At 71.5% G+C, this 12,563-nt stretch carries 12 protein-coding genes and 3 pseudogenes; 6 read left to right on the plus strand and 9 right to left on the minus strand.

Translation table 11 applies throughout. The features are described from left to right. Positions 1 to 2: 2 nt before the first annotated feature. Complete coding sequence (locus ACFVU7_RS23305) at positions 3 to 1,637, minus strand: relaxase/mobilization nuclease domain-containing protein (RefSeq protein WP_388046890.1); 1,635 nt, start codon at positions 1,635 to 1,637, stop codon at positions 3 to 5. 92 nt (positions 1,638 to 1,729) lie between these two features. Continuing rightward, positions 1,730 to 2,110, minus strand: coding sequence for a hypothetical protein (locus tag ACFVU7_RS23310; protein ID WP_380740568.1), 381 nt, complete (start codon positions 2,108 to 2,110; stop codon positions 1,730 to 1,732). 209 nt (positions 2,111 to 2,319) lie between these two features. Here ACFVU7_RS23310 and ACFVU7_RS23315 point away from each other — a divergent pair, with 209 nt between their 5' ends. From ACFVU7_RS23315 to ACFVU7_RS23335, 5 genes and pseudogenes are all read left to right on the plus strand, one after another. Beyond that, positions 2,320 to 2,649 (plus strand): hypothetical protein, encoded by a 330-nt coding sequence (locus tag ACFVU7_RS23315; RefSeq protein WP_380740566.1) that lies wholly within the window; start codon positions 2,320 to 2,322, stop codon positions 2,647 to 2,649. A gap of 182 nt (positions 2,650 to 2,831) precedes the next feature. Then, positions 2,832 to 3,056, plus strand: a pseudogene (locus ACFVU7_RS23320) (DUF932 domain-containing protein); the annotation flags it as partial. A gap of 206 nt (positions 3,057 to 3,262) precedes the next feature. Further along, complete coding sequence (locus tag ACFVU7_RS23325) at positions 3,263 to 3,823, plus strand: hypothetical protein (RefSeq protein WP_380740630.1); 561 nt, start codon at positions 3,263 to 3,265, stop codon at positions 3,821 to 3,823. A 493-nt stretch (positions 3,824 to 4,316) separates the two neighbouring features. After that, a complete protein-coding gene (locus ACFVU7_RS23330) occupies positions 4,317 to 5,372 on the plus strand; it encodes a phage tail sheath family protein (protein ID WP_388046893.1) in 1,056 nt (351 codons plus the stop codon). Between the two features lie 366 nt (positions 5,373 to 5,738). Beyond that, complete coding sequence (locus ACFVU7_RS23335; protein WP_380740562.1) at positions 5,739 to 6,128, plus strand: hypothetical protein; 390 nt, start codon at positions 5,739 to 5,741, stop codon at positions 6,126 to 6,128. Positions 6,129 to 6,175: 47 nt separating this feature from the next. Here ACFVU7_RS23335 and ACFVU7_RS23340 read toward each other — a convergent pair whose 3' ends face one another. The 7 genes and pseudogenes from ACFVU7_RS23340 to ACFVU7_RS23370 form a co-directional block, all read right to left on the minus strand. Continuing rightward, positions 6,176 to 6,364, minus strand: coding sequence for an ATP-binding protein (locus ACFVU7_RS23340; RefSeq protein WP_380740560.1), 189 nt, complete (start codon positions 6,362 to 6,364; stop codon positions 6,176 to 6,178). Positions 6,365 to 6,387: 23 nt separating this feature from the next. Continuing rightward, positions 6,388 to 6,642 (minus strand): annotated as a pseudogene (locus ACFVU7_RS23345) (ATP-binding protein); the annotation flags it as partial. Positions 6,643 to 7,140: 498 nt separating this feature from the next. Further along, positions 7,141 to 7,227, minus strand: a pseudogene (locus ACFVU7_RS23350) (IS5/IS1182 family transposase); the annotation flags it as partial. Positions 7,228 to 7,289: 62 nt separating this feature from the next. Then, a complete protein-coding gene (locus tag ACFVU7_RS23355; protein ID WP_380743138.1) occupies positions 7,290 to 8,774 on the minus strand; it encodes an AMP-binding protein in 1,485 nt (494 codons plus the stop codon). Next, positions 8,771 to 10,000, minus strand: a complete 1,230-nt coding sequence (locus ACFVU7_RS23360) for a thiolase family protein (RefSeq protein WP_074003406.1) — start codon at positions 9,998 to 10,000, stop codon at positions 8,771 to 8,773. The genes ACFVU7_RS23355 and ACFVU7_RS23360 overlap by 4 nt, the downstream gene beginning before the upstream one ends. After that, positions 9,997 to 10,929, minus strand: a complete 933-nt coding sequence (locus tag ACFVU7_RS23365; protein ID WP_388046895.1) for a fumarylacetoacetate hydrolase family protein — start codon at positions 10,927 to 10,929, stop codon at positions 9,997 to 9,999. Before ACFVU7_RS23365 ends, ACFVU7_RS23360 begins: the two co-directional genes overlap by 4 nt. Positions 10,930 to 10,981: 52 nt before the next feature. Then, a complete protein-coding gene (locus tag ACFVU7_RS23370; protein ID WP_388046896.1) occupies positions 10,982 to 11,773 on the minus strand; it encodes a cyclase family protein in 792 nt (263 codons plus the stop codon). Between the two features lie 140 nt (positions 11,774 to 11,913). Between ACFVU7_RS23370 and ACFVU7_RS23375 the strand changes: the two genes are divergently transcribed. Continuing rightward, positions 11,914 to 12,522, plus strand: a complete 609-nt coding sequence (locus ACFVU7_RS23375; RefSeq protein WP_380743143.1) for a TetR/AcrR family transcriptional regulator — start codon at positions 11,914 to 11,916, stop codon at positions 12,520 to 12,522. Positions 12,523 to 12,563: the final 41 nt, after the last annotated feature.

A 12,563-nucleotide genomic window follows, 5' to 3' on the forward strand; every position in this document is an offset into this window, starting at 1 on the left:
GCTCAGCGGCCCCGTCTGGGGCCGTCCGCATCGTTGCCGGGAAAGCGATTCGTCTCGGCCGAAGGACCCGCGGTCTTCTTGGCGCCTGCGGTCGGTGGAGCGGTTGTCGCTGCCCGCGTGTCCAGAGCCTCGCCGTGAGCGCGGGCCCAGCCGTCCAACCTCCAGACGAGAACCTGGGCGATGGACTCCGCCGAGCCGAGTTCACGCCGTGCCGCGACCGCCGAGAGAACCGATGAGGGGTCGAAGCCGCGCCGCTCCAAGGCGATGAGGCGCCTGCGCAGGACAGGCCAGGCGGGATCCACGAGCACCGCCGACGCATGGCTGGGCAGTGCCCTCGTCACGACGTCGGCCAGTAGCGACGATCGGTTGGCCACCGGTGACGCCGGCCCCGGCCGCCTCGTGCGTGACCGAGCACCGGTTCCGACGGACGCCCCGGTGCTCAACTCCACGGCTTCCCGGAGCGACCGGCCGGCTCTCCTCGCCGCGTCGGCCTGGAGACGGAAGCCCTGCTCCTCATGCCAGAGCTGCGCGGCCGTGACGGCTGTGACCAGGGCCAGGAGAAAGCCCAGGAAGGCGGCCGCGTCGTTGTGACCGGAGGACGTGGCCGACGACACCAGAAGGCGGGCCGAGGTCCGAAGCAGCATCCGCGCTTCGCCGTCCAGGTCACGCCCGCCCGGAGCCCTGGCGGCCCGCTCGAATTCTGCCGCCGAGGCTCGCAGGTTCGGTTCCACCAGGGGAGGCACGGCCGCGGGCGTCAGGACCAGAAGGTCGCCGAGCGCGGCGACGTCGCCGGCCCCTGCTTGCCGTCCGCCGGAGCCGAGTGAACCCGACGCCGTGCTGAGGTTGTGCTGGAGCGTCTGCCAGAACGCGTGGGGCGGTACGTCCGGCTCCGGGATCGGCACGTTCCAGCGCTCTCGGACCCGGGGGAGCGACAGGTCGTAGGCAAGGCTCGAGCCCGCGAACCACACCGCCCGGTGGCCCCGGTCCCGATCGCCGGGCAGCGCGACCGTGTAGCCCGTCGGGGCGCTGCGCCCCGGGCCCGAACGCTGTGCGACCCGCAGGCCTGAGGAGCGGAGGCGGGTGAAGAACTCTTCCTCGCCGGCTGCGCCCGCCGCTGCCACGCGGACGGTTCGTTCGAGCTGCTCGCGCGCACTTTCAGGTAGGTGACGGCGCGAGGCCTTTCGCGTCTCTCCCGTTGTCGGCCACCGCTTCGCGGTCCGATCTCCCGACGTCAGCCGACGCAGTCCCCACTGCACCTCGAACTGTCGGGCGAGCCGTTGCATCTGCACGATGTCCTGCCGCAGATTCGGCTGGATCCCGTCCTGGCGGACCTTCGTCGCGACGATGTGGATGTGGTCGTCCGCGTGCCGGACAGCCACCCATCGGCAGCCCCATCTGTCGCCCTGCGGGGCGACACCGGCGGTGCTCATCATCGCCCGGGCGACCGAGGCCCACTGCTCGTCCGTCAGGAACGGATCCTCGGGCGCCAGACGCACCGCGACGTGGTAGACGAGTTCGGCCGGTACGGCGCCCCGGGAAGCGTGCACCGGAGCGTCCAGGAGCAGCGCGAGATCCCCGACCGTCGTCTCCGCCGACCGCGCGGGGTCGGGCACCCAAGGTGCCCAGGCGGCGACCAAGCGGGGGTCCTCGTGCTCGTCCCGTTTTCCAGGGCCATACAGGTAGAACAGCAGCCCGGCTGCGTCGTTTCCGCCCTTCGCTCTTTTGGGGATCACCAGCGCGACGCCCGCTCGCGCATCAGCTGCAGCGTCGCGCGGTCGACTCGCCGTACGGCTTCCTCGATGAGGAGTGTGCCGGGCTCGCCATCGCGGGGACCGACCGGACTGAGGGACTCGCTGATTCGCACCAGTTCGCCGCGCGATCTGATGAGTTCAGCCAGTACGTCCCGGGCATCCGCGGATACCGGCACGAGCTGGGACTTGGCCACCGCCAGTGCCTTTCGGGCCACCCACGCGGACACCGCCATGCCGTCGCGTTTCGCGGCCTCTTGTACGATCGTCAGCTCGGCATCGTTGTAGGCCAGGTTCACCCGGTTCGACCGCGGCGACTGCATCTGCCGTTCCCGTCGTCGGGCGCCCTCTGTGGCACTCACCGTCGGTCCTCCTCGGTTCCGCTGGCCGGGGGTTTCGGGCGGTCGGTTCGAAGGTGCCCCTGGCCGTGCCGCCCTGCTGCGCCACCTTGCTTGGTCATCGAATTGACGGCCAGCGGATACGCCGGATTGGCAGCCGGAAATCACCGACACGGGTGAGGCGCGCGGGAAGATTCGAAACCGTCGGGGGCGGTGGCTCTACGATCCGCTGCATGACGAGGGAAGACGATTTTCTGAGGCGAATGCGCGAGATCCAGGACGACCGCGAGAAGGCCATCGTGCCGCTCGCAGCCGTCATGGCGGAGCGAAAGTGCCTGAAGGACCAGCTGGCAGAAACCGAGGTCCCGTACGGGAGGGCGTACGCGGCCGCCGAGGCGGCCGGTTGGAGCACGGAGGAGCTCGCCAGGCTGGGCGCCGAGGTGCCGGCGCGCCGCCCCAAGGGCAGGCCACGGAAGCATGCCTTGGCCACCAGGAGCACCGTGCCGGGCCCCTCGTCCGGCGACGAGGAGAGCCTCGACGACGCAGGCGTACAAGCCGGCTGAGCAGCGGCGTAGACATTCACGGCCGGTCGGTGGTGAATGTCTATAGCGAGTTAGTGGTCATTGTTCCATCGACTCTGAGGTGAACCTTTCGGGCGTTAAGCCGCGGCAACCCCTGCCAATGGGACGAATGCGGTGTCGTCTTCCTTCTCGGACGGTCGATCCCGAGGCTTGGGGGGTAGGCGTTGCGCCAGAGCGGAGGTCCACCGATCGCTGGGTTCCCGAGTCGGCTACGAGGACTCGGCCACGGGGTCGCCGCCCAGAAGGAGCGCCGGGACCGGCTGCACCACCTGTTCGCCGAGGCCGGCACCCAGGACAACATCCGGGGCACCCGTTGGGCCGCCCTTCAGGCCGTCGTGGAGTTCGAGGACCACTTCCGCACCGTCAAGGCCCCCGAGGCCCTGACCGGGCAGGAGCACCGCGCCAACCTGGCGATGACCACGCTGCTGCACGACCAGAAGGGCCCGCTCAAGGACGCGACGAAGGCCCTGCTGCTCGCGCCCAACCCCCGGCGGCCGGGGGGTCTGCGGGCCCCGGCCGACCGCCAGCCGCTCCACATCGCCTCGGCCGCGCCGCCGCCCGCGCGGCCCCACCTTCCCTGGAACGAGGAACCGTCATGTCCGACAGCGACAACGCGCCCGTTGCCGTCGAGGCGGCCGACCTGGCCGACTTCGTGGCCGGTGCGCTCGGGCGCGAACCGGCCGGTCGGATCGCCGTCGCCGAGTCCGGCGACCCCCTGCGGGTGTACCTCGCGGACATCCCGGAGGGCCGGTGCGGGTCGGCCCGCTCGGCGGCCTTCGCCCGCGCGTTCATCGGCGACATCCCCGGGATGCGAGCCACTGGCCGCGGGCAGCGCGATGTCGCGCTGCTCATCTACGCCCGCGACGGCCACGGCTTCAAGGACGTCCACCCCTACAGTGCCGTGTGGCTCAACCTCGCGGTCGTGTGTGAGCGGTGCGGACTGAACGTCGTCGCGAGCCAGTTCATCATTCCCACCCGGTGGTGGGGCCTTCCGTCCATCGGCGAGACCGGTCCGGGGGAACGCCCCGCGCTGTCGCGCGGCGGACGGCCGACAGGGGTCCCAGGGTCGGGGCGGAGGGTGCCGCAGACGTGGTGGCCGACGCCGTGCGCGCCTTCGCGCGCGAGCTGGAAGCCGGCCACGAGGCCGCTGATTTAGTCGGGTTAGATGGGCACCACGTCTCCGGTGGAAGGCGAGATCGGGAGCCACTCGTCAGGTGATCCGGTGGGCTGCGGCGGAGTATCCCGGGATCGTTACCGTCGGTCGTCGCCATGTTGTGGCCGTGGGCCTCGGGGTCCGCCTCCCTGACAAGACGTGCGTCCCCGAGGCCCGACTGCCTCGGTTGCACATTGCGATCCGGCCGCCTCGTCTTTCTCCGGGACCGGTGAATGGAGTGCGGCGTGGAAGGGCGGGCCCGCACGGCTCGGGGCGGCACGGGCATGGTGCCTGCCATGCCTTGCCCGGGCGATGCCGTGTCAGCGGGTCATGAAGTGCCCATACCGCAGCTGCTGGGCTGCGGTGACGTGAACCCAGACTTTGATCACTGAAGGTGCCGGAAGCATTACGCTCCGATGTAGGGGGGTCTGCTTGCCGCGCTTTGCACGCGGTCGGGTGGGCCTGCCGTTCCCGTCTGGTTTGGATGGAGTGTTCGATGTCGATTCTGTCTGTGTCCTCTGGCCCGACTGCCGTGCCGGTGTTCATCGCCGACTTCGGTACGGCCTTCGAGGGTGCGGCGCGGGTCAGCGACTGGTCCGACTTTCGCGGGGTCGCCGGCGGGGGCGCGATCCCGGGGGTGACCGATCGGGTGCTGCGCGGGTACTTCGAGAACGGGGGTGGCCACTGCTACCTGGCCAACACCGCGGGCAAGACCGCGCGGGAGGCCCTGGCCGAAGTGGAGGCCTTCGACGAGGTGACGATCCTGGTACCGCTCGGCCTGTGGAACAACGGTGCCGACGCGGCCGGCGATACGGCGAGGGCCGTGACCGCCTACGCGGCGGCCCACCGGGCGATGGCCATTCTGCACGCCCACCAGGACTGCGACGCCCGGCAGGCCCGCGAGGCGGCGAGGTCGTTCAAGCTGGATGCCGACCAGAGCGCGCACGCAGCGCTGTACCACCCGTGGCTGATCCCGTCCGGGGACGGCGCTCAGCCGGTGCCTCCCGTCGGCGCCGTCGCCGGAGTGTGGTGCCAGGTCGACGGCAGGCACGGAGTGTGGAAGGCGCCGGTGAACGTCACGGTGCAGGGCATCGCGCGCCCGTCCCAGGCGGTGGCCGACAAGGAGCAGGGCGAGGCCCAGCCGGTCGACATCCTGCGCGAGTTCGAGGGCCGGGGCACGACCGTCTGGGGCACCCGCACACTCAACGAGACCGATGAACGGTGGAAGTACATTCCGGTGCGGCGTCTGGCCGACACGGTGGAGCGCGACCTGCAGAAGGGTTTCGTCTTCGCGATGTTCGAGCCGAACACCCAGCCGACGTGGGAGAAGCTGCGGTCCGAAGCTGACGCCTACCTGCGTGCCCTCTGGAAGAAGGGTGGGCTGCAGGGGACGAAGCCGGAGGAGGCGTACTCCGTCCAGATCGGCCAGGGCCTCACGATGACCGAGGAGGACGTCAAGGCCGGCAGGATCGTCATGAAGGTCGGCCTCGCCGCAGTCCGCCCCGCCGAGTTCATCCCCGCGACCGTGACCGTGACGGCCGACCGCACCTGACGAGCGGAGTCCTCCAGGCCGGCGCCGCTGCACGGCATCGTGTACCCGCGGCGCCGCTGTCACACTCACTTCCGCCCGCCCGGATGCCGTGAAGTCAGCCGGCCCGAAACGCTTCCTGCGCGACCGTCACGGCCTCGACACGGACGGCCCGCCCCGGGCCACCGCCGGCCCAAGGGGACTGCCCTGCCGGACTGGACGATTCGCACACGGGAATTCGGATCTGCGGAAGGCGTTCGACGTGTGTACTCGATCGGATGACTTCGCGGGTGCATGGGTGCCCTGTCACTGTCTGTCGCCGCTAGCGTCGATGACGTTCCGTCGGCCCGCAGCGAAGTGTGCTGCGAAACGATTCCGGGAGTGACTGTCATGCGCCGTACTGCCACTGTCCTCGCAGGAGTTACCGCCCTGTCCAGCGTGTTCGTCTCCTCGGCCGTCGCCGCGCCGGCCGAGATCGTCGCCCCCAACGCCAGGGCCGCCGCCCAGGTGAGCGCCCGAGGGGAGCTGGAGAGGCAGAAGAACGTGGTCGACAGCTTCGAAACCCCCAACCAGGGCGTCTACTGCGTCATCGTCGACCCGGCCGCCGGCATCGACCTCTCCACCGCCCTGATCCTGGCCAACGGCGGCCCCACGACCACCGGTGTCTCCGCCAGCGGGCTTCCGACATCGTCGTGCAACAACCGCCGGGACGCCATCACCGTGGTGACACTCGACAACGGCCGCCCGGTGGTCGGCAGCTTCACCATCGCCGTCCTGTAGTACGCCCTCACCGGAGCCGTGAGGGTCGCGAGATCGTGCCCGAGCCGTCAATTCCGCGGCGGGAAGAGGGCCTCCTGGGTGGCCTGGTAGCGGTAGGACTCGGTGCCGGTCTGGATGAGGGTGCGGCGGAAGGTGATCCGGTCGGCGATGGCCGCGCACAGGCGGGCATCGCCGAAGGTCTTGTCCCACTCGGTGAACGGCGAGTCAGGACCAGCGGGCGCCCTTCCCGGACCCATCCGGGTGACCTGAGGTCGGCAACGACCTCGGGGGTGACGTTCGGGTTCTTGGCGAAGTCGAAGTCCCGCAGCCGCTTGGGCCGCGGGAAGCGGGCCGTTCGAAGCAGCCGCTGCCGGCGGCGGACATCGCGGTCGGCGAGCTCGACCTGCAGCAGATCGCGGAGAGAACCCCCCTTGACCCAACACGGTGCCAGTCTTCGACGTCCGCAGCCCCGCCCAGGCCGTCGAAGCGCTGCCCTGCCGCCCCCGTTCCTCCTCTTCTTCGAACGCCGGCGCATGTGAACCGAAGGCCGGGGTGTCCAGGTGCGGGCACCCCGGCCGTCTGCAAGGCGCTGTAGGACGGGGCGGGCGGCACAGCGCCGCCCATGGGCGGAGGCGCTATGGGGTTGTGACGCTGGGAGTGTTCGGTGGTGTTGTGCCGGTCGCCGTAAGGTGGGACGGAACCGGGAGCGTTCCGTACGACATCGGGTGAACGACGTGCCAACACCATTCGTCCGGGGTCGCCTCCTGGAACCATCTCACCTGATGCCATGTCACTTTCCTTGTGTGCAGCTCGTATTGGCGAATCACCGGGAGTGGACTGGCATGGGTTCGATGCCGAATCGCCGGGGGCACCGACGCCGCTGGTTATGGCTGGCGGCCGTCGGAGGCGCGATCCTCGTCGCTTCCGCGGTCTACGTCGCCGCCAAGCTGACCGACAAGACCGGGAACAAGCCCCCCGACGTGGCCACCCTCATCGGGATGCCCGTCGCGATCGCCGGACTGGTGGTCGCCGTGTGCATGTGGGCGACGGCCTGCACCGCGTGGTGCAGGCCGTCGCCTTCCTGCCGGCAGTCTCGGAGGAGCTTGTCGTTCTCCATGCGGGCGAGGGCCTGGCCGTCGACGGTGTCGTCCTCGGGTGTGCGGGCAGGGCGCTCGCGACGGTTCAGGGCCGGTCGCGGAGTCTCCTCTTGTCGATCTTGCCCAGGGCGGTGAGGGGCAGCGCGTCCGTGAGGCGGATCCGCTTCGGCGCCCAGAGCGCGCCCCTGCGGGCGCGGACGTGCTCGGTCAGCTCGTCGGGGGTGGCACGCTGCCCCGGGTGCAGCACCACGGTGGCGGTGACGGCCTCGCCCCAGTGCGGGTCGGGGGTGCCGTACACGGCGACGGCGGCGACGGCCGGGTGGTCGGCGAGGACGTCCTCGACCTCGCGCGGGTAGACGTTGAAGCCGCCGGTGATGATGGTGTCCTTGATCCGGTCGATGATCGTGATCAGGCCGGTGTCGTCCCGGCGGGCTATGTCGCCGGTGTGCAGCCAGCCTCCTTCGAAAGCCGCTGAGGTCTGGTCGGGCTTGTTCCAGTAGCCGTCCATCACGAGCGGCCCGCGGACGCACAGCTCGCCGGGCTCGCCGTCCGGTACCGGCAGGCCGTGCAGGTCGAGCAGGGCGACCTCCACGCCGGGCATCGGCCGACCGCAGCTTCCCAGGACGTGCGGGTCGTCCCGGTGTTCGGCCGGGTCCAGGACGGTCAGCGCGTTGGGGGCCTCGGCCTGGCCGTAGTGCTGGCTGAGCACGGGCCCGAGGAGGCGGTGGGCCTCGGCGAGCCGGGCGGGGTCGGCGGGTGCGGCGCCGTAGAGGACCCAGTTCAGCCCCGACAGGTCGGCGGCGGGGAGCCGGGGGTGGTCGAGCAGGGCGTAGAGCATGGTGGGGACGACGAACGTGGCGCTCACCCCGTCGTGCTCGACCGCGTCGAGGACGCGGTCCGGGTCGAAGGAGGGGTGCAGTTCGAAGCTCGCGCCGCGCAGCAGGCCGGGTGCGACGAGGAGGCCGGCGGCGTGGGACATGGGGGTGGTGATCAGGAAGTGGGTGTCCGGCGGCCAGGCCCAGGTGGAGCAGGCCCAGGCGTTGGCGAGCAGGGAGCGGTCGCACAGCATCACGCCCTTGGGCTCGCCGGTCGTGCCGCCGGTGTAGAAGAGGTACAGGGCGGGGCCGCGTGGGTCGCCGGGGCCGGGGGTGGTGTCGGCGGCGAGACCGTCGAGTTCGGCGAGGGTGACCGTTCCGACGCCCTCGGGGCGGGCGCGGGAGGCGAAGCGGGTCTCGTCCACGACCAGGCAGCCGGAGGCGCTGTCGCGCAGGACGGTCCGGTCGGTGTCGGCGGTGGCCAGCGGGTGCAGGGCGGTGTAGCGCAGTCCGGCCAGGCAGGCGGCGGCCATGACGGTGAACGCCCGCGGGTCCGGGCCGCACAGCAGGGCCAGTCCGTCGCCGGGTGCGAGACCCAGCCGCCCGAACGCGGCCGCGGTGCGCTCGATCCGGTTCGCGGTCTCACCGTAGGTCCAGGTGCGCTTGGCCCCGTCGTCGTCGGTGAAGCGGAAGGCGGTGCGTTCGGGCCGTCTGCGCAGCGCGGAGAGGATCAGGTCGGCGTAGCCGGGGCTCATCGGGCTCTCCCCAGGATGGTCACGGCGGCGACCGCCTCCTCGATTCCGTAGAGGCCGCCGCCGTTCTCGGCGATGGCGACGCGCGCGCCGGGGACCTGGCGCTCGCCGGCCCGGCCCCGCAGCTGGGTGACCAGTTCGAAGACCTGCGCCAGCCCGGTGGCGGACACCGGGTGGCCGCGCGATTCGAGTCCGCCCGACGGGTTCACCGGAAGGGAGCCGCCGAGTGCGCTCGCGCCCGAGGCCGACCAGGGGCCGCCGTCGCCGATCGGGCAGAAGCCCAGGTTCTCCACCTGCTGGATCTCGCCGAAGGCGGTGGCGTCGTGGACCTCCGCCACGTCGACGTCCTGCGGCCCGAGTCCCGCCTTCTCGTAGGCGGCGAGCGCGGCCCGGCGGCCGATGTGCCGTCCGGCGTCGTCCGCCGCCCGGTCGGTGCCGGACAGCAGGACGCTGCTCAGCACCGCCACGGCCGAACCGTCGTGGGGGAAGTCGGCCCTGGTCACGACGACGGCGGCGGCGCCGTCGCTGACCGGTGAGCACATCGGCACCGTCAGCGGCCACGCCACCCGGCGCGCCGCCAGGACCTGGTCCGCGGTGAACGGCTTGCGGAAGTGGGCCCAGGGGTTGTGGACGGAGTGTGCGTGGTTCTTCGCGGCGACCGCGGCCAGCTGGGCTTCGGTGGTGCCGAAGCGCTGCATGTGGGCGCGGGCCAGGGAGGCGTAGATCTCCATGAACACCGAACGCTCGCCCTCGGGGACGGACAGCTCGGGCGGCAGGGGCTCGGACAGGGCGGCGAGCGCGGCGAGGGCCTCCTCGCGGTGGGCGACGTCCATGGCTCCGTCGAACACCGCCAGCCCCTGGGCGGGGTCGGCGCAGACCAGCTTGTCCACGCCGACGGCCAGGGCGACGTCCGACAGGCCCGCCCGGACGTGGGCGATGGCCAGCCACAGCGCGGTGGCACCGCCCGCGCAGGCGTTCTCCACGTTCACCACGGGCACGCCGGCGAACCCGTGCGGGCGCAGCGCGACCTGGCCGGGGATCATGTGCTGCCCGTCGATGGCCTTCTGACTGACCGTGGCGTGGAATACCGCGCCGACGTCGGCCGGGGTGAGTCCGGCGTCGCGCAGCGCCTCGTGGGCGGCCTGGCCAGCGAGGTCGCCGGCGGTGCGGTCGAGGTGGCGGCCGAAGGGGGTGGCGCCGACGCCGAGGACCAGTGCTTCGCGGTTCATGACACCACCCGGTTGCGCAGGATGCCGAGGCCGGACACTTCGAGTTCCACGGTGTCGCCGGGTTCCAGGAAGCGACCGTGTTCCAGCCCGCAGCCGGTGGGCACGGTGCCCGAGCCGAAGACCTCGCTGGCGTGCAGCCGGGTCGACCGGGAGGCGAAGACGATCATGTCGGCGAAGGTGTGGTGCATGTCGGCGGTGGTGCCGCGGCTGACCTCCTCGCCGTTGACGCGGGCGGTCATGGTGAGCTTGTAGGGGTCGCCGACCTCGTCGGCGGTGGTGATCCACGGGCCGAGGACGTTGGCGTCGGTGAAGTCCTTGCTCTTGCTCAGGCCCAGGCCGGTGGCGATCTCCTCCAGCTGGGTGTCGCGGGCGCTGAAGTCGTTGAAGACCGTGTAGCCGAAGATGTGCGCGGGGGCGTCCGCGGCCGTGATGTCGGTGCCGCCGCGGCCGAGCACGCAGGCGAACTCCAGCTCGTAGTCCCGCACCGAGGAGTACGCGGGCCAGGTGATGTCGCTGTCGTGGCCGGTCACCGAGAGCCGGTTGGTGAAGTAGTACAGCGGGCGTTCGAGCATGATGGCGGGCAGCTCGACCTGGTCGGCCGGGATGCCCTCGATCCGGGCGCGGGCGTTGCGGAAGTGGCCAGGGAAGGCGCCGAAGTCCCGGATCTGCACGGGCCGGGGCAGCGGGGAGAGCCAGCGCACCTCGGAGGCGGCGGCCACGGCTTCCTCCGGGGCCTGTTCGGCGAGCCGGTCCAGGGTCCGTCGTACGGGGTCGCCGCCCTCGACGATCAGCTGCATGGTGGCCAGCGCGGGGGCGTGCTCACCGGTCGTCAGGTGGTGGGCGCGGTCGAGCAGCAGCAGGCGTGCGCCCCGGTCGAGGACGAGGGCGGTGCGCTCGGCGCCCTGATGCTCCACGGTTGCGAGTTTCACGGTGGGTTCCTCTCCTCAGCGGGGTCCAGCAGGGGTCCAGCGGGGTCCGGGCTCAGACGAAGGCGACGACGCGGGCCGGGGCGGCGCTCGCGCGGGCGATCTTGATCGGGAAGAACGCCACCCGGAACCCGGACGGCGGCAGTGCGGCGAGGTTGGTCATCTGCTGGACGATGAAGACCTCCCGCTCGCGGCCGGCCCGGTGGCCGTCCCACAGCACGGAGTTGTCGCCGCTCTCGTGGAACTTGCGCGCCATCACGGAGAAGCCCAGGTCCCAGCCCCCGGCGTCGGTGCCGAGCACCTTGGCTCCGAGGCCGGCCAGGAAGAGCGTCGACTCGCGGCTCATCCCCGGGTAGCGGAAGAACTCGGGGTCGGACAGCCCGTAGCGCTCCTGGCCGGTGCGCAGCAGGATCGCGCCGCCGGCCGGGACCGGGGCGCCGTTGTCGGCGAGGGCGGCCTCCAGTGCCTCGACGGTGATCGGGGCGTCGAGCTCGCAGCGCCCCCGCAGGTCCAGCACGAGCGCCTCGCACCACAGCTCGTCCAGGGCGATGTCGGTGATGGTGCGGGCCGGCTTGCCTTCGCAGGTCGAGCCGTAGTGCAGCGGGGCGTCCACGTGGGTGCCGAGGTGGGTGTTGAAGTCGGTCAGCGTCTCCGCGCCCCAGCCCTCACCGTCGGGCAGGTCCTCGACGCGGCAGTGCAGGGCGGCGGCGAACTGCTCGCGGCCCTCGCCCGCGGGGTGGGCGTAGGCGATGGAAGGCGCGATCACCTCGGCGAACGGACGCAGCTGCTCGGGGAGCAGCTCGCGGTCGGCGGGGTCCAGCGTCCTGGTCAGGTCGATCAGTTCCATGATGACTCCCCTTGGTTATTGGACGTTCAGCATAGAACTGGACAGTCAGCATAGGCAAGCGGTCGCCGTCCCGGTGCCAGCCGATCGGCGTGACAGAATCGGCCGCGTCAGACGGCCATGACCTTGGGAAAGGACGCCGCGTGGGTGCGACCCGCAAGCAGGAGATCTCCGCCGAGACCCAGCGCCGGCTGGTGGCCGCCGCCTGGGAACTCGCCGCCGAGGGCGGAGCCGCCGCGGCGTCCGTCCAGGCCGTGGCGGAGCGCTCCGGCATCAGCCGGGGCTCCGTGGCCTGGCACTTCGGCTCGAAGGACGGGCTGCTGAAGGCGGTCGTCGAGGAGGCGTTCCGGTGGGGCGCCGACTTCCTGCGCGAACGCCTCGCCGCCGCCGGGCCGGGCGCCGGTGTCGAGGTGCTGATCGAGGCGAACTTCGCCCTGATGTCCCGGCCCGAGGCACGCATCTTCTCGACGCTCCTGATCGAGGCGGTGAGCCGCGAGTCCGCCCTGCGCGCCACCTACGCCGAGGAGTACGCCAAGATCCGCGTCCTGTACGCCGACCACCTGCGTGCGACGGGCGCGCACGTCGCCGACCCGGAGGCCGTCGCGGCGGCGCTGCTCGGCGGCACCCTGGGCGTCAACATCCAGCACCACCTGGACCCGGATCTGGACCGGGCACGAGCCGTGACGGCGATGACCGGCATCTACACCGACGCGCTGTCCGGCACCGGACCGCATGCCCCGTCCGGCGCCTGACCCCCGCCTGGACGGGGGAGGCACCTTCGCGGCTGAGGAGG

It is taken from the genome of Kitasatospora sp. NPDC058046 (assembly GCF_042885595.1).
In the GTDB taxonomy this organism is placed as follows: Bacteria; Actinomycetota; Actinomycetes; order Streptomycetales; family Streptomycetaceae; genus Kitasatospora.

What these genes read in the sequence shown, in the direction of transcription:
- ACFVU7_RS23315 (WP_380740566.1), top strand. Translation starts at nt 2,320, where the DNA reads ATGACGAGGGAAGACGATTTTCTGAGGCGAATGCGCGAGATCCAGGAC.
- ACFVU7_RS23325 (WP_380740630.1), top strand. Translation starts at nt 3,263, where the DNA reads ATGTCCGACAGCGACAACGCGCCCGTTGCCGTCGAGGCGGCCGACCTG.
- ACFVU7_RS23330 (WP_388046893.1), top strand. Translation starts at nt 4,317, where the DNA reads ATGTCGATTCTGTCTGTGTCCTCTGGCCCGACTGCCGTGCCGGTGTTC.
- ACFVU7_RS23335 (WP_380740562.1), top strand. Translation starts at nt 5,739, where the DNA reads ATGCGCCGTACTGCCACTGTCCTCGCAGGAGTTACCGCCCTGTCCAGC.
- ACFVU7_RS23340 (WP_380740560.1), bottom strand. Translation starts at nt 6,364, where the DNA reads ATGGGTCCGGGAAGGGCGCCCGCTGGTCCTGACTCGCCGTTCACCGAG.
- ACFVU7_RS23355 (WP_380743138.1), bottom strand. Translation starts at nt 8,774, where the DNA reads ATGAGCCCCGGCTACGCCGACCTGATCCTCTCCGCGCTGCGCAGACGG.
- ACFVU7_RS23360 (WP_074003406.1), bottom strand. Translation starts at nt 10,000, where the DNA reads ATGAACCGCGAAGCACTGGTCCTCGGCGTCGGCGCCACCCCCTTCGGC.
- ACFVU7_RS23370 (WP_388046896.1), bottom strand. Translation starts at nt 11,773, where the DNA reads ATGGAACTGATCGACCTGACCAGGACGCTGGACCCCGCCGACCGCGAG.